The sequence below is a fragment of the Actinopolymorpha rutila genome (assembly GCF_013407855.1).
GTDB classification, from domain to species: Bacteria; Actinomycetota; Actinomycetes; order Propionibacteriales; family Actinopolymorphaceae; genus Actinopolymorpha; species Actinopolymorpha rutila.
This window is the reverse complement of the sequence record NZ_JACBZH010000001.1, coordinates 4,551,153-4,566,369: the sequence shown is the minus strand read 5'-3', so window position 1 is coordinate 4,566,369 and position 15,217 is coordinate 4,551,153. Positions and strand designations below refer to the sequence as shown.

At 70.8% G+C, this 15,217-nt stretch carries 13 protein-coding genes and 2 tRNA genes; 3 read left to right on the top strand and 12 right to left on the bottom strand.

Annotated features, from left to right (window positions below; translation table 11 throughout):
• Positions 1-49: 49 nt before the first annotated feature.
• The 3 genes from F4554_RS20350 to F4554_RS20340 all read right to left on the bottom strand — a co-directional run bounded on the left by F4554_RS20350 (position 50) and on the right by F4554_RS20340 (position 2,391).
• Positions 50-122, bottom strand: a tRNA-Lys gene (locus tag F4554_RS20350).
• Positions 113-1,732, bottom strand: coding sequence for a phytoene desaturase family protein (locus F4554_RS20345; protein ID WP_179789046.1), 1,620 nt, complete (start codon positions 1,730-1,732; stop codon positions 113-115). Before F4554_RS20345 ends, F4554_RS20350 begins: the two co-directional genes overlap by 10 nt.
• A 20-nt stretch (positions 1,733-1,752) precedes the next feature.
• Positions 1,753-2,391, bottom strand: coding sequence for an NAD(P)-binding domain-containing protein (locus F4554_RS20340; RefSeq protein WP_179789045.1), 639 nt, complete (start codon positions 2,389-2,391; stop codon positions 1,753-1,755).
• Between the two features lie 186 nt (positions 2,392-2,577).
• On the opposite strand from F4554_RS20340, the gene F4554_RS20335 reads away from it, so the two are divergent.
• On the top strand, positions 2,578-2,829 hold the full coding sequence (locus tag F4554_RS20335) for a type II toxin-antitoxin system HicB family antitoxin (protein WP_179789044.1): 252 nt from the start codon (positions 2,578-2,580) through the stop codon (positions 2,827-2,829).
• A 281-nt stretch (positions 2,830-3,110) separates the two neighbouring features.
• Here F4554_RS20335 and F4554_RS20330 read toward each other — a convergent pair.
• The 5 genes from F4554_RS20330 to F4554_RS20310 all read right to left on the bottom strand — a co-directional run bounded on the left by F4554_RS20330 (position 3,111) and on the right by F4554_RS20310 (position 9,188).
• Positions 3,111-3,186: transfer RNA gene (locus tag F4554_RS20330), tRNA-His, on the bottom strand.
• A gap of 113 nt (positions 3,187-3,299) precedes the next feature.
• Positions 3,300-3,932 carry an oligoribonuclease gene (gene orn / locus F4554_RS20325; RefSeq protein WP_179789043.1) on the bottom strand — a complete coding sequence of 211 codons (633 nt, stop codon included), beginning with the start codon at positions 3,930-3,932 and terminating at the stop codon, positions 3,300-3,302.
• A gap of 30 nt (positions 3,933-3,962) precedes the next feature.
• Positions 3,963-5,930, bottom strand: a complete 1,968-nt coding sequence (locus F4554_RS20320) for a vWA domain-containing protein (RefSeq protein ID WP_179789042.1) — start codon at positions 5,928-5,930, stop codon at positions 3,963-3,965.
• 63 nt (positions 5,931-5,993) lie between these two features.
• Positions 5,994-7,376, bottom strand: coding sequence for a sigma 54-interacting transcriptional regulator (locus F4554_RS20315; RefSeq protein WP_179789041.1), 1,383 nt, complete (start codon positions 7,374-7,376; stop codon positions 5,994-5,996).
• A 96-nt stretch (positions 7,377-7,472) separates the two neighbouring features.
• Positions 7,473-9,188: a GGDEF domain-containing protein gene (locus tag F4554_RS20310; RefSeq protein ID WP_179789040.1), complete on the bottom strand. Its 1,716-nt coding sequence runs from the start codon at positions 9,186-9,188 to the stop codon at positions 7,473-7,475.
• A gap of 331 nt (positions 9,189-9,519) precedes the next feature.
• Here F4554_RS20310 and F4554_RS20305 point away from each other — a divergent pair, with 331 nt between their 5' ends.
• Entirely contained in the window at positions 9,520-10,608 is a 1,089-nt protein-coding gene (locus F4554_RS20305; protein WP_179789039.1) for a S1C family serine protease, read from the top strand.
• Between the two features lie 21 nt (positions 10,609-10,629).
• On the opposite strand, the gene F4554_RS20300 is transcribed toward F4554_RS20305, so the two are convergent.
• Positions 10,630-11,076 carry an SRPBCC family protein gene (locus tag F4554_RS20300; protein ID WP_179789038.1) on the bottom strand — a complete coding sequence of 149 codons (447 nt, stop codon included), beginning with the start codon at positions 11,074-11,076 and terminating at the stop codon, positions 10,630-10,632.
• 94 nt (positions 11,077-11,170) lie between these two features.
• On the opposite strand from F4554_RS20300, the gene F4554_RS20295 reads away from it, so the two are divergent.
• Positions 11,171-11,803, top strand: coding sequence for a TetR/AcrR family transcriptional regulator (locus tag F4554_RS20295; protein ID WP_179789037.1), 633 nt, complete (start codon positions 11,171-11,173; stop codon positions 11,801-11,803).
• On the opposite strand, the gene F4554_RS20290 is transcribed toward F4554_RS20295, so the two are convergent.
• Genes F4554_RS20290 through F4554_RS20280 form a run of 3 tightly spaced genes read right to left on the bottom strand, consistent with a single transcriptional unit; the run spans position 11,766 to position 15,065 of the window.
• Positions 11,766-12,620 (bottom strand): carbohydrate ABC transporter permease, encoded by an 855-nt coding sequence (locus tag F4554_RS20290; RefSeq protein ID WP_179789036.1) that lies wholly within the window; start codon positions 12,618-12,620, stop codon positions 11,766-11,768. The genes F4554_RS20295 and F4554_RS20290 overlap by 38 nt on opposite strands.
• Before the next feature lie 47 nt (positions 12,621-12,667).
• Entirely contained in the window at positions 12,668-13,672 is a 1,005-nt protein-coding gene (locus F4554_RS32400) for an ABC transporter permease subunit (RefSeq protein WP_202889382.1), read from the bottom strand.
• Between the two features lie 16 nt (positions 13,673-13,688).
• Entirely contained in the window at positions 13,689-15,065 is a 1,377-nt protein-coding gene (locus tag F4554_RS20280) for an extracellular solute-binding protein (protein WP_179789035.1), read from the bottom strand.
• Between the last annotated feature and the right edge of the window lie 152 nt (positions 15,066-15,217).

Below are 15,217 nucleotides of genomic sequence, written 5' to 3'. Positions count from 1 at the left end.
CGCGAAAAGGGCGGCTGACCTGGCATTTCTGCCGGCCAACCGCCCGCTGTGCGCCGCCAGGGACTCGAACCCCGAACCCGCTGATTAAGAGTCAGCTGCTCTGCCAGTTGAGCTAGCGGCGCGTGGCATCGGAGATGTTAGCAGTGTGGGTCCCGGCGGGCGAATTGCGGGTTCGGTCCCACCGCTGGAGGACCGCGTGGGCGGCGTTGTGCCCGCCGATTCCGCTGACCGCACCGCCCCGTCGGGCCCCGCTGCCGCAGATCATCAGGTTCGGTACATCCGTCTCGACCCCCCACGTACCTTCCTCGTCGGACGTCTCCGCCCAGGGCCAGGCGAGGTCCCCGTGGAAGATGTGCCCGCCCGGCATCCCCACCGAGGCCTCGACGTCCAGCGGCGTCTTCGCCTCCACGCAGGGCCGTCCGTCCCGGTCGGTGGCCAGACAGTCCTCGATCGGCTCGGCGAGGTGGGCGTTCAGACCGGCGAGATACGCGGCCGCGGCGGCGTCCCGCGACGCGGCGTGATCCGCCTCGCTGCCTTCGAACAGCCGGGCCGGCGCGTGCAGCCCGAAGAGCGTGAGCGTGTGCCAGCCCCGCTCGGCGAGGTCGGGCGCCAGGATCGTCGGGTCGGTGAGGGTGTGGCAGTAGATCTCACCCGGCGGGCGGGTGGGCAACCGGCCGCCGGCGGCCTCGTCGTACGCCCGCTGCAGTTCGGCGTACCCCTCGTCGATGTGGAACGTACCGGCGTACGCCTGCCGCGGGTCGGCGCCCGAGCGCAGCTTCGGCAGCCGGGTCAGGAGCAGGTTGAGCTTGAGCTGGGCGCCCTCGGGCACCTCGGCGGGCCTACGCCCCCGCAGGCGGTCCAGGGTGGCGGGTGCGCACCCGGCCAGGACGTACGACGCGTCGACGGCGTGCTTGCCGTCCTCGTCGGTGAAGTCCACCCGTGCCGACGTGCCGTCGACCTCGACCGCGGTGACTTCCGCGCCGGTACGCAAGGTCGCGCCGGCCTGCCGCGCGGCGGTGGCGAGTGCACCGGAGACCGCGCCCATCCCGCCCACCGGTACGCGCCACTCGCCGGTGCCGTTGCCGATCAGGTGGTAGAGGAAGCAGCGGTTCTGCCGCAGTGAGGGGTCGTGCGCGTGGGTGAACGTCCCGATCACCCCGTCGGTGAGGACCACGCCCCGTACGAGATCGTCGGCGAAGGTCTGCTCGACCACCTCGCCGAGCGGGCGGGCCACGAACCGGTCCCACGCCTGCGCGCCGAGCCGGTCGCGGACCTCGGCAGCGGGCCGCAGCGGCTCCAGCAGGGTGGGGGCGAGCGCTTCGGCCACGTCCTCCAACTCGCCGTAGAACGCCCGCCACGCCGCGTACTCCCGGTCCGACCCGGTGAGCGACCGGAACGACTCCGCAGTCGCGGGGCCCGGCTCGCGCTCGACCAGCAGGCCGGTGGGGGAGCCGTCGCGGACCACCGGGGTGTACGACGCGACCGGGCGCGACCGCAGGTCGAGCCGCAGGTCCAGGTCGGCGACGATCCGGTCGGGGAGCAGGCTCACGAGATAGGAGTACCTCGACAGCCGGGCGTCCTGGCCCGCGAACGGCCGCTCGCTCACCGCGGCACCACCGAGGTGGTCCAGCCGCTCCAGAACGATCACCGACAGGCCGGCGCGGGCGAGATAGGCGGCCGCGACCAGGGCGTTGTGGCCGCCTCCGACGACGGCGACGTCGTACGACTCCATGCCCCGAACACTAGGCGGTGTCAGGAAACGATCTTGATCGCGCTGCCGAACCCCGTGCCCATCGTGAACTGCAGGGTGATGTGCAGCAGGCCCATTCCCTCGAGCTGGCGGGCCCGGTGCAGCGGTCCGACGTCCAGTGGCCGCATGCCGCCCATCTCGACCAGGCGGGCGATCGTCGCCTTCGCGTCCGCGTCGTCCCCGGCGACCAGCACGTCCAGCGGCAGCCCGCCGGCCCGTCCGGTCAGCAGTGTCCCGGCGAACGTGGTGTTGAACGCCTTGACCACCTTCGTGCCGTCCGGGGCCAGCTTCGCGATCTCCTCCGCGGCCGAGGTGCCCGGCGGAACGCTCAGCCCGTCGTAGGCGGCGTTCACCGGGTTGGTGACGTCGACGAGGATCCGCCCGGGCAGCTGGTCGGCGTAGGTCCGGACCATCCGGGCGACCCCGACGTACGGAACGGCGAGGATCACCACGTCACCCATCAGCTTGTCGCCGACGGCACCCGCGGAGACCCGGCCGTCGCTGGCGCTGCGGAGTTCGTCGACCAGGGTGGCCGCGTGGCCGACGTCCCGGTCCAGGATGTGCACCTCGTGGGCGCCCGCGAGGAGCCTGGTGGCGATCCCGCGGCTCATGTTGCCCGCGCCGAGGATGGTGACCTGCACTGTGCGCCTCCCGTCCGGCAAAGCTGGCTGCGCCCTCGCCATACGAATACCCCGCTCGCCGTCCCCCAGAACGACCGAGCCCCACAACGCCGGGAAGCCAGACGCTGTGCGGTGATGTCGTACGACACGGCGACGAAGAGGTGTCAGCAACGCTCTGCGCGAATCCCGCCGCCTAGGCTCCCTGCGGTGAACGAGAAGACCAGGACCTATCGGGCCGTCGCCGTTCGTGAAGACGCATGGTGGCTGATCACCGTCCCCGAACTCGACGACATCGTGACCCAGGCTCGGTGTGTCGACGAGATCGAGTACATGGCCCGCCACCTCGTCGCCATCTGGCTCGAGGTGGATTACGACTCGATCGCCGTCGACATCGATCTACGGATCCCGTCGGGTTACCGGGCGGAGTTACCGGAGGCCGAGCAGCCGGGACCTGCGTGAGCGGGCCTGGGCGTTCACCCAAGCCCGCTTGGTGAGAGCCAGCTCACCATCCGCGGGCGAACGCCCGGATCAGGCGGCGACGCTGGTGGCGCCCCCACGCCTGCCGGAAGCGGCCGGGGACTCGGTGGTGGTGGTGGTGAAGCATCGGCAACCCCCTTCGTTCTGGGGTATTCATAGCCGCCACCAGTCATCAGGACGTGAAAGTCCAGGTCAGGTGCCACAGCCGAAGAAATGCAGCGGGCCGCTGCCCGCGCGAGGCGGGGCAGCGGCCCTACGGAGATTGGGGTGAGTGACGGGACTTGAACCCGCGACACCTGGGATCACAACCCAGTGCTCTACCAGCTGAGCTACACCCACCACGCCACAGGGAGACACTATCCGGACGGAGTGGTCCCCCTACGAACGACAGCCGCGAATTCCTCCGCGGCGCCACGAGTATAGCCATCCGGTCAGCGGGCCTGACACCGAGATCAGGTCACCGCGTCGGTGGCCGGTCCGGACTGGGTCGGGTGGCCGAGGATCCCGTCCGCGATCGCCTTCGCGGTGGCGGTGTCCGGCCCGGGCTGCGGCACGAACACCGCGGCGCGGTAGTAGCGGAGTTCGTCGATCGACTCGCGGATGTCGGCGAGGGCCCGGTGGTTGCCGACCTTGCCGGGGCTGGCGAAGTAGGCCCGGGGGTACCAGCGGCGGGCGAGTTCCTTGATCGAGGAGACGTCCACGATGCGGTAGTGCAGGTGCTGTTCGAGCGTGGGCATGTCGCGGGCCAGGAACGCCCGGTCGGTGGCCACGGTGTTGCCGGCCAGCGGCGCCTTGTTGGCCTCGGGCGCGTAGGTGCGGACGTACGACAGAACCCGCTCCTCGGCCTCGGCGAGGGACACCCCGGCGGAGAGCTCGTCCAGCAGCCCCGAGGACGTGTGCATGGTGCGCACGACGTCCCGCATCTGGTCCAGCGCCGGCTGGGGCGGTTTGATCACCAGGTCGACGCCGTCGCCCAGGACGTTGAGCTGCCCGTCGGTGACGAGCGCGGCCACCTCGATGAGTGCGTCGGCTCCGAGGTCGAGCCCTGTCATCTCACAGTCGATCCACACCAAGCGGTCGTACATGACTGTCAAGCCTAGGCGGTCCCGCCTCGGTCACGCCGACCGGCGGAAGCCTCGCCGGGCCCGGAGGTAGTCAGCCACCACGAAATCGCCCAACCTGTCCAGATCGGGCGTGAACACCCGGCCGCCGTTTCGCCGGGCCACCGCGTCCATGAACCGCGCCAGCCCCTCGTCCTCGCCGAGCATGAACAGGTTGAGCGTCGCGCCGTACCTCGTCAGCGCGTCCACCTCGGTGATCGTCGCCCGCAGCGTCTCGTGGGTGGTCGGCCAGGAGAAGAACGGCTCACCGTCCGGCTCCAGGTGGGCCGTCGGCTCGCCGTCGGTGACCACCAGGATCACCGGCTCGGCGTCGGGGTGGCGGCGTACGTGCCGGCCGGCCAGCATCAGCGCGTGCTGGAGGTTGGTGCCCTGGATCCAGTCCGGTTCGATCTCGGCGAGCTGGACGGGGGACAGGCGGCGGGCCACCCGGTCGAAGCCGATGATCTCCAGCGCGTCCTGCCGGAACCTAGTGGCGACCAGGTGCGACAGGGCGAGCGCGGTCTGTTTCATCGGGCCCCAGCGGCCCTCCTGGATCATGGAGTACGACAGGTCGACGCACAGCGCGACCGCCGCGGACGACCGGCGTTCGGTCTCGGCGATCTCGAAGTCCTCCACCGACAGCGACAGCGGAGGGCGGCGGCGTTCGGCGGCCGAGCGCAGGACGGCGTTGTGGACGGTACGGGTGGCGTCGATGGGGTGCTCGTCGCCGAACCTCCACTCCCGGCTGGCTCCGGTCGGCTCGTCCGCGGAGCCGGTGCGGTGGTCGTCGTGGTCGCCGCGCCCGCCGGTGGAAAGCTCCTGGAACACCCGCCGCAGCGCCGTCTCGCCCAGCCGGCGCAGCGCCTTCGGGGTGAGCCGCAGCCCGTCGGCGCCGCGGGAGACGTAGCCCTGGCGTTCGAGTTCGCGTTCCAGCTCGCGCAGGGCCCGGATGTCGACCGCGGCCTCCGGGCCGAGCTGGCGTTCCAGTGCCTCGACGTCCACGTCGTCGAGGGTGGCACCGGGGTGTTCCTGGCCGAGCTGTTCGGTCAGCGCCTCCAGGTCGGCCAGGTCGGCCACCGCCTCGACCGCCTCGCCGTAGCCGAGCGGCTGCTGCCCGCGCATCTGGGCGCGCGACTGCCAGTCCAGGCCGGGCCGCAGCGCGTGCAGGTTGTCGCGCAGCTGGCCGAGCTGGCTGGCGAGGTCGGGGTCGCCGAGTGCCTGGTTCATCAGCTGGGCCAGCTCGTCGCGTTGCTGCGGCGACAGCGACCGCATCAGGCGTTCGGCGGCGGCGGCGCGCCGGGCCAGCAGGTCGATCAGCTCGTCGGTGTCGGCGGGGTTCTCCGGGAAGAACTCCCCGTGCCGCTGCATGAACTCAGCGAACCGGTCGGTGGTGTCCTCGCCCCGGGAGTGCGCGGCCAGTAGCTGGTTGAGGTCGGCGAGCATGTCGCGGACCGCCTGGCTGGCGGCCGGGTCCTGCCCGGACAGCGCCTGCTTCATCCCCGCGAACTGCGCGTCCAGGATGTCCCGGCGCAGCATCTGCTGGATCTGGTCGTACGTCTGCCGGCCTTCCTCCGACTGCCAGTCGTACGCCGAGAGGTCGCGGACGGCCCGCGCGACATCGTCGGGGAGGGTGTCCAGCTCCATCTCCCGCATCCGCGCGTCGTCGCCGGGGTCGCGCGCCAGCGTGTCCTTCTCCGCGGCCAGCGCCTGGTCGAGCATCTGGCGTACGCGGTCCAGCGTGCCCGCCAGGTTGCCGCGCCTGCGCGCCTCCTGCCGGCGGCGCCGGGCGGCGGCGTGCAGGTCGTTCAGCCCGCGCCGGCCCTGCGAGCCCTGCCGCAGCAGGTCACGCAGCGCCTCCCGCAGGCTGCCGCCGGCGAGGACGTCGCGGCCGAGCTGGTCCAGCGCCTCGCGGACGTCGTACGGCGAGGCCAGCGGGTCCGGGCCGTTGTCCCAGGGCCCGTAGCGGAACTTCCGTGCGCTCACCGCGCCGCCCTTCTCGAGTGCCTGTGCTGGTGGTGCCGAACGGACAGCCGATCGGGGTGCCGGTCAGGCGCCGTAGTAGGTCACCCCGTCCACGGTCTCCTTCGCCAGCCGCCGGGTGAGGTGCAGGCCTTCCAGGACGAACTCCACCGCCGAGGCCACCTCGCCGTGGGACGGCGCGTCACCGAGGTCGAGCCGCTCCAGGACCTTCGCCAGGCCGGGGATGGTGCCGAGCTGGTCGAGCAGCTCGTCGCCGCGGGTGAGCTCACCGGTCTCCACGGTCGATCCCTCGGCGAACCGGTTGCTGAACCCGCCGAGGTCGAGCCCGCGCAGCCGGTCGCGGAACGTCTCCGCCACCGCCACCCGCAGCTGGTGGCCGAAGATCTCCTGCTCGCGGCCCTCCTCGCCCATCTCGAACTCCACCTTGCCGTGCAGGGTGGGCAGGACGCCGGGCACGTCGCAGACCCGCGCCACCGGGTCGGCCTCGCCGGTGAGGGCGGACCGACGTAGCGCGGAGGCGCCGATCGTCTCCGCGGCGGTGATCGCGAACCGGGCGGACACGCCGGACCGCTGGTCGATCGAGGGCGACTCGCGCAGGCCACGGGTCAGCCGGGCCACCACCTCCAGCAGGAAGTCCGGCACCGGCGCGGCCAGCTGCGCCTCCTGGCGGATCAGGACCAGCTCCTCGCTGACCTCCAGCGGGTAGTGCGTACGGATCTCGGCGCCGAACCGGTCCTTCAGCGGGGTGATGATCCGGCCGCGGTTGGTGTAGTCCTCGGGGTTGGCGGAGGCGACCAGCAGCACGTCCAGCGGCAACCGCAGCAGGTAGCCGCGCACCTGGATGTCGCGTTCCTCCAGCACGTTGAACAACGCCACCTGGATGCGTTCGGCCAGGTCGGGAAGCTCGTTGAGGGCGAAGATGCCGCGGTTGGTGCGGGGGACCAGGCCGTAGTGGATGGTCTCGGGGTCACCGAGCGTGCGGCCCTCGGCGACCTTCACCGGGTCCACGTCGCCCACCAGGTCGCCGACGCTGGTGTCGGGGGTGGCGAGCTTCTCGCCGTACCTCTCCTCGCGGTGCTTCCACGCCACGGGCAGCTCGTCGCCGAGCTCGCCGGCCAGCCGCCGGCACCGGGTGCAGGTCGGGGCGTACGGGTGGTCGTTGATCTCACAGCCCTCGACCACCGGGGTCCACTCGTCGAGCAGGCCGACGAGCGTGCGCATCAGCCGGGTCTTGCCCTGGCCGCGCTCACCCAGGAGTACGAGGTCGTGCCCGGCGAGCAGGGCGCGTTCGACCTGCGGGAGGACCGTGTCGTCGAAGCCCACGATGCCGGGGAACGCCGAAGCGCCCGATCGGAGGGCGGCGACAAGATTGGTGCGTAGCTCTTCCTTGACGCTGCGGTGCTGGTGCGGTGTGGCGCGCAGGGCGCCGAGCGTGGTGGGTCGGGTCACGCACTCGACCGTACGCCCGGAGCCCAACTTTCGCGCGACCCCCGCCGCGGACCCGCCGCGACCCCCGCCGCGGATCCCGCCTGGCCGATCTGTGACCTACAGGTCGCCGGCGAGCGGGCTCGCCCGGACCTCGACGCGGTTCTTGCCCTGCCGCTTGGCCCGCAGCAGCGCCTCGTCGGCGGCGGCCAGCAGCTGCGTACGGGTGGCGCCGTGCCACGACTGCGCCAGGCCCGCGGTGATCCGGATCCGGCGGTCGTGCGGCAGGCAGTTCCACACGCGTTCCTCGATCCGCCGGCGGAGCGCGTCCACCACGTCGAACGCCTGCTCGGCGTCGCGGCTCGGCAACACGATCACGAACTCCTCCCCGCCGAACCTGGCCACCGCGTCGTCGGGGGACAGCGCCGCCCGCATCTCCTGCGCCAGTTCCCGCAGCAGGTCGTCGCCCACCAGGTGTGACAACTCGTCGTTGACACTCTTGAAGTCGTCGACGTCGACGAACGCGACCGCGAGCGGATGTCCGGTCGCGGCCGACTCCACCAGGAGCTCCGGGAGCCGGATCTCGATCAGCCGCCTGTTGCCGAGTCCGGTCAGCGGGTCGGTGAGGTACGCCGCGGCCCGGCGGCGCAGCTCGTCGCGCAGCCGCTCGGCGGTCAGCCGCTCGTCGAAGGAGGTCACCCGGGCCCGGCGTTCGTTCCAGCGGTCGCGGACCAGCCGCGACGTCAGCCGGGCGTACGCCTGGCCGGTGGGTTCGGGACCGTGCACGCGGCGCAGCAGTTCGGCGTACTCCCAGTAGGCGCGTACGGCGACCACGTTCAGCCGCGGCAGCGTGTCGCCCACGGCGCAGGCCTGCGCGGCGCACTCCACCGCCTGGTCGGTCTCACCCTCGTTGGCGTGCGCGCGGGCCAGGCCGAGGTAACCGACGATGGTGGCCTCCTGGCGTTCGGTCGCGGCGACGGCGTCCAGGTGAGCGCGCAGCTCCTGGACGACCTCTGCACCCGCGCCGAGCATCGCCCGCGCCGCACCGGCCTGCACGACCACCTCGCGCGGCCAGTACGACCGGTCGATCGCGTCCACTCCCGACGGCGCCGCCTCGAACGCGGCCAGCGTCGCGCGGTAGTGCGCGCCGGCGGCGTCGGTCTCGCCGATGAGTTCCAGCTCGCACGCCCAGTTGAGTTCCAGCCAGCCGCTGTTGTAGGCGTACAGGGTCGCGAGCATGGCGTCGGACAACGCGGCCGACACCGCCCTCAGCCGCTCCAGCCAGGTGACGGCCAGCTCGTACAGGTCCAGGCGGGCGAGCGCGAGCACGGCGGCGTTGATGGCGTGCCCGATCGCGTAGCCGGGCTCGGAGATCTCCTCCAGCAGGACCACGGCGCGGGCGAGCTCGTCGTAGGCCGGCTCGAACCGGCTGCGCAGCAACAGCGCCATCCCGCGCAGGGCGTGCCCGAACGCCTCCCAGGTCCGGTCGTCGCGCGGTTCGGCCAGCCGGATCATCTCGGTCGCCGCGTCGTCGGCGCGGGCGAGTTCGCCGAGTTCGTGGTGGGCGGCGAAGCGTACGAACCGCAGCCACTGCGCCCGGTCGTGTGCGTGCCCGCGCCGGGCCTCTGCCAGCAGGTCGTCGACCTCGGCCACCACCTCGCGGGCGGATCCGGACTGGGCGCGGATCAGCAGCCCGGTCACGTCCGCGAGCTCGGGCGGGCGCGCCCGCATCTGCGGGATCTGCCGGGCACCCATGTGGGCGCCTGCTCGGGCACCTTCCTGGGCACCCGGTGGGCCGACGTCCCGCGCGGCATGGCGGTGGTTCGAGTGGTTCATCTGCGCGTCCCCGTCCCGCTGCCGCTCCGGCCGGTCCGGAACGTCAACGACGAGACGGTCGGGATGGTCACGGTCCCTCCGCGGAGTATGTCCGGCACCGCTCCTGCGCGATGGCCGGTGGCGGCCAGTGAGGTACGACGCACCGGCAGCGTAAGCCACCGACCGCCTGGGTAAACCCCGGGTCCACTGCCTGGGTTCCTGCGGACCGTCTCGGGCACCGTCTCAGGCGCCGGCTCGGACGCCGTCCTGTGAGGCTGACAGCGGCGTAGGCCGGCGGCTCCCCGGGTACATCGCGTACGACGCTGCGTACGGGCGAGGGGGTGGCCCGCCCATGGGAACGACCCGACGGTTTCGGTTCGCGGTGTCCGGGTTCGTCGTGCTCGCCGCGTTCGCCGGTGCCGCGGCCGGATGCACCGACAGCCCACCCGGCAGCTCCCGGGACGGCGCAGGCGCGTCGAAGGTCGGAGCCCGTGCGGCGGCGCCCGGTGGTGAGGCGCAGGCGCTCCAGCGTGACTACGAGGCCGTCGTACGGCACACCCTGATCTCCGTCGTACAGCTCAACGTCAGTGGCGGCGGGCTCGGCTCCGGCATCATCTACGACAAGCAGGGCCACATCGTCACCAACGCGCACGTGCTGGGCCGGTCCACCACGGTGCAGGTCCTGCTCGCCACGGGCGGAGCGCCGCTGACCGCACACCTGGTCTCGGCGTACACCCCGAGCGATCTCGCCGTGGTCAAGCTGGACCAGCCGCCACGGCTGGCACCCGCGACGTTCGCCGACTCGACCAAGCTCCGGGTGGGCCAGATCGTGCTGGCCATGGGCAACCCGCTCGGCCTGTCCGGCAGTGTCACCAGCGGCATCATCTCGGCCGTAGGGCGCACCGTGCCCGAGTCGGCGCGCGACGGAGTGCCGGGCACGACGATCACGAGCATGATCCAGACGTCCGCGCCGATCAACCCGGGCAACAGCGGCGGCGCCCTGGTCGACCTGACCGGAAACGTGGTCGGAATCCCCACCCTCGCCGCCACCGACCCGCAGACCGAGGGTGGCGGCGTCGCGGCCGGCATCGGGTTCGCGATCCCGAGCAACACCGTGACCCGGATCGCCGGCCAGATCATCAGACACGGGAGGGTGGTGAACTCCGGCCGGGCGGCGCTCGGCGTGACCGGCTCGACGGTGACCGACCCGCAGGGCACACCGATCGGGGTCGGCGTCGTGTCGGTGCGCGCCGGCAGCGGTGCGGCGAACGCCGGCATCCTGCGCGGCGACATCATCACCGCCGTCAACGGTGTGCGGACCCCGACGAGCGCGGCACTCGGCGAGGTCGTCGCCCAGCACCGGCCCGGCCAACTGGTCACCGTCTCGATCCGCCGGCAGGGCAAAAACGCGACGGTGAAGGTGAAGCTCGGTCAGCTCTGAGGTTGGTCGCTCTGAGGTTGGTCAGCTCTGGGCCGCCGTCGACTCCGCCCGGGCGGTGAGGCCGCGCCGCTCCATCTGCAGATAGCTGCGGGTGAGGGAGTTGGCGAACAACCCGACCAGCTTGGCGCCCGGGCCGGTGTGGGAGACGGCCAGCCGGACCTTCGAAGCCGGCGTTCCGTCCGCCGACACCGCGGGAGAGACGTAGTGACTGCCGGTGGTGAGCACCCCGGGGGTGCGGCTGACCCACACGAACGACGAACCTTCGGCGAGTTCGGTCACCTCCCAGGTCAGCTTCGGCAGCTTCGGCTGCTTGACCACGGCGCGTTCGCCGACGGCGAGCGGACCGGTGCCGAGCCGGCGGACCGACGTCATCGACTCGCTCCACTCCGGCCAGCGCTCGACGTCGACCAGCAGCTTCCAGACCTGCTCGACAGGTGCGGCGACCTCGAACTCGACCTCGTCGTGCATGACTTCCTCCAAGGGAGCCACGAGCCGCGGGCCACCCAGGGTGTCCGTGCGCGGCACAGCGGGACTTCACACCGTCATATGTACCATCTGGTACATGCCGAAGGACAGTCAACCAGGCAACCGATCCGAGCGACGGTCCGCCGCTCCGTCGGCCCGGGACCGGTTGCTCGACGAGGTCGTCGCGCACTTCGCCCGGCACGGCGTCGGCGACTTCAGCCTGCGCGGGCTGGCCGCCGAACTCGGCACCAGCCACCGCATGCTCATCTACCACTTCGGTTCCAAGGACGGACTGCTCGTGGAGGTGGTACGCCGGGTCGAGGCCGAGCAACGCGCGGCGATGGCGCAGCTGAACCTGGACTCCGGCCACAGCGCCGCGCACCTCGCCCGGGAGTTCCACCGGCACCTGTCCGCCGCCGACCACTGGCCCGCGCGGCTCTTCTTCGAGCTGACCGGACAGGCACTCGTCGGCAACCCACACGCCGTACCCCTGCTGGACGGCATCGTCGACGCCTGGCTGCCACCGCTCACCGAGCTGAGCCGGCGTACCGGCCGGTCGGAGGACGAGGCGCGGGCACACGCACGGCTGGCGCTGGCAGTCGCCCGCGGTCTGCTGTTCGACCTGCTCGCCACCGGTGACCGGGACGCCGTGGACGAGGCGGCGGAGGCGTTCCTCGTGTCCTACGAGACCGTCAGCCCTTCAGGCCCGTCAGAGCGATCCCCTGGATGAACCTGCGCTGGGCCAGGAAGAACACCACGATCACCGGCAGCGCGATCATGAACGCGTACGCCGCCTGGGGACCCAGCTCGGTCTGGTAGAGGCTGGTGCGGAAGTAGTGCATGCCCAGCGAGAGCGTGTAGAGGTTGGGGTCGTTGAGGTAGATGAGCGGGCCGAGGAAGTCGTTCCAGCTCGCCACGAACTGGAGCAGACCCACCACCGACAATGCCGGAATCGCCAGCGGCAGCACGATGCTCGCGAAGATACGCAGCTCCGAGGCGCCGTCGATCCGGGCCGCCTCGGTCATCTCGACCGGGATCCGCAGGAAGAACTGCCGCAGCATGAAGATGTAGAACGGCACGCCGAAGAAGCTCGGCACCGTCAGCGGCAGGAAGGTGTTCACCCAACCCAGGTTGGCGAACATGATGTACTGCGAGATCATCGTCACCTCGTACGGCAACAACATCGTGCTGATGACGAGCACGAACACCACGTTGCGCCCGCGCCAGCGGATGTGGGAGAAGCCGTACGCCACCAACGCGCTCGACACCGCCACGCCGACCACCGACACCGCGGCGACGAACAGGCTGTTTCGGAAGAACGTCCACACCGGCACGGTCTGGAACGCCGCCGCGTAGTTGGCGAAGTGGGGTGAGACCGGGATCCACATCGGCGGCACCCGGAGGTTCTGTTCCTGCGTCTTCAGCGACGTCGACACCAGCGCGAGGACGGGGACCACGAACGCCAGTCCCACCAACGCGAGGACCACGTGCCGTCCGGTCCGGCCCAGTGTCACCAACCCCGCCGGGAGGCCCGCCGATCGTGCCATCGCCTGACTCCTCCTGCCTGTCAACGTCACATTGCCGAGGACGGATCTCACCTGCGTCTGCGGGCGTTGCCCTCGGCGCCCTCGTAGTAGACGACGTGCGAACCGAGCCGGAACAACCCCAGGGTGACCAGGAGCACGATCACGAACATGATCCAGGACATCGCCGAGGCGTATCCCATCCGGCCGTTGACGAAGGCGTTCGTGTAGATCTGCAGGCCCCAGGTGACGGTCGACCTGGCAGGGCCGCCGGTTCCGTCGGTGAGGAAGAAGATGCTGACGAAGTTCTGGAACGCCGCGATGATCGCCAGCACCACGTTGAAGAAGATCACCGGGCTCAGCATCGGCAGGGTCACGTGCACCAGCCGCCGCCACCAGCCGGCGCCGTCGACCTCCGCCGCCTCCATCAGGTGGCGGGGTACGTCCTGCAGGCCGGCGAGGTAGATGACGACGCTGTTGCCCACGCCCCACAGGCCCAGCACGATCAGGGCCGGCTTGGACCAGTCCGGTGAGCTCAGCCACCCCGGGCCGGGGATGCCGAACAACGCGAGAAGGTTGTTGATGACGCCGAACTGCGGGTCGAGCACCAGCAGGAAGATGAACGAGCTGACCACGATCGGCAGCATCGTCGGCAGGTAGTACAACGTGCGGTAGATCCCGATGCCCTTCACCCGCTGGTTGAGCAGCATCGCCAGGACCAGCGACAGCAGCGTGCCGAGAGACACTCCGAGCACCGCGAGGTAGAGCGTGTTGACCACAGCCGTACGCAGGTAGGGGTCGTGGGCGAAGATGTTCACGTAGTTCTGCACGCCGATCCACCGCGGTGCCTTCAGCACGTTGTAGGACGTGAAGCTGAAGTAGAACGACGCGAGCATCGGGCCCAGGGAGAAGACCAGGAACCCGATGATCCACGGCGAGATGAACAGGATGCCGTTGCGCTGGTTGCGCCACTCCTGTCCGACCAGGCCGAACCTCCGCGGCACCCGGGGGTCGGTCGCGGTGGAGGGCTTGGTGGTGGACCGACGGCTCACCGCGCTCGATGCACGTGCGGACACGTGGTTCTCCTCCGGATCAGTCACCGTAGTTGCGTTCGGTGATGGCCACCTCGAGCGCCTGCTGCACGATCGAGTCGGCCTCGGCCAGCGCCTGCGCCGGTGTCATCTTCAGGTTGACGACCTGTTCCTCGGCGTCGCCGAGAGCGCGGTAGTACTCCGCCAGCACCGGGCTCGGCGGCAGCCACTGGCGTTCGGCACCGGCACTGGCGTTGGCCGCGAACACCGCCTGCCACATCGGGTCGTCGGCGTAGAACGGCACTGCACGCGAGGACTTCTTCGCGGGCGCCCAGCCCAGGGCGGCACCGAAGTAGCGTGCGAACCGGTGGTCGTCCAGCATCCAGGCGACGAACTTCATCGTCTCCTCCACGTGCCCGGCGCCGCGCGGCATCATGAAGGCCCACCCGCTGTGGCACAGGTAGGGCCGGCCGCCGGGTCGCGGCGGGATCACGCCGACGCCGATCTTCGCCTGGAACTCCTTGGCCCCGATCACCTGCCGGTTGCCGAGGTACCAGTCGCCGACAGCCATCATGCCGAGGCGGCCGGAGATCAACGGGTCGGCGGCGGCGCCGGTGGCGTTCGCGACGTAGGTGAAGCTGTTCACCTTGGACGCACCGCCGTAGCGCCGGGCGATCGACGCCTCCCACTCCAGGGCCGCCCGCATGCCGGGCGTGTTCAGTGTCACCCGGCGGTTCGCGCCGCTCTCCAGCCCGGCGTCGAACAGGTGGCCGAACTCGATGTCGTTGAACTCCCATCCCGACCAGGGCACGAACCCCAGCCTGGCGATCCGGCCACGCTCGTCGATCCGGTCGATTCGGCGCGCATAGTCCTCGAGTTCCGCCCACGTGCGCGGGCCCCGATCGGGATCTAGGCCGGCGTCGGCGAAGACCTCCTTGTTCCACCACAACAGCGTGTCGGGGTCCCAGTCGATCGGGACGCCGTAGGTGTGGCCCTGCCAACGCACGGAGTCCCACGCCTCCGGTACGAAGTCCGTGGCGCTGGTGCCCGCGTGCCGAACCGCGTCGTCGAGTGGCTGGATCATTCCCTGGGAGGCCCACCGCGCGATGACGTCGTCATAGGCGACGACCACGTTGGGCGGACTCTTGCCGACCGTCGCGGCCAGCAGCTTCCCCTGCCGGTCGTCGCCGACGTTCGGGTACAGCGTGATCTTCACCAGGATCTTCGGGTTGGCGCAGTTGAATTCCTGTGCCGCCCTGGTGAGGGTCGGGTTGGCCCAGGCGACCCACCACTCGATGGTCACCGAGTCCTTCGCGGGTTTGGTGCCGGGGCAACGGCCCGACAGCGCACCGGTGTCCGCACTGGAGATCCCGCAGGCGGCGAGGAACGGTACACACAGCAGCACGCTGAGGAGGAGGTACCGCAGGCGCTTCGTCACCGGATGGCCCCTCGGGTCGGTCGGCGGATCGGCGGAAGTGCTAGCAGATACTCCGCACGTGAGCCGGGGCCGGACAAGACCCGGAGGAGAGTTGGCCGGGTGTTGGACAGTATTGGACACGTCCGGAAGGGCCGCGCTGAGTGGACCGCTTC

Excerpts from the sequence above, each read along its gene's own strand:
- F4554_RS20345 (WP_179789046.1), bottom strand. The coding sequence starts at position 1,732 with ATGGAGTCGTACGACGTCGCCGTCGTCGGAGGCGGCCACAACGCCCTG.
- orn (WP_179789043.1), bottom strand. The coding sequence starts at position 3,932 with ATGTACGACCGCTTGGTGTGGATCGACTGTGAGATGACAGGGCTCGAC.
- F4554_RS20310 (WP_179789040.1), bottom strand. The coding sequence starts at position 9,188 with ATGAACCACTCGAACCACCGCCATGCCGCGCGGGACGTCGGCCCACCG.
- F4554_RS20305 (WP_179789039.1), top strand. The coding sequence starts at position 9,520 with ATGGGAACGACCCGACGGTTTCGGTTCGCGGTGTCCGGGTTCGTCGTG.
- F4554_RS20300 (WP_179789038.1), bottom strand. The coding sequence starts at position 11,076 with ATGCACGACGAGGTCGAGTTCGAGGTCGCCGCACCTGTCGAGCAGGTC.
- F4554_RS20295 (WP_179789037.1), top strand. The coding sequence starts at position 11,171 with ATGCCGAAGGACAGTCAACCAGGCAACCGATCCGAGCGACGGTCCGCC.
- F4554_RS20290 (WP_179789036.1), bottom strand. The coding sequence starts at position 12,620 with ATGGCACGATCGGCGGGCCTCCCGGCGGGGTTGGTGACACTGGGCCGG.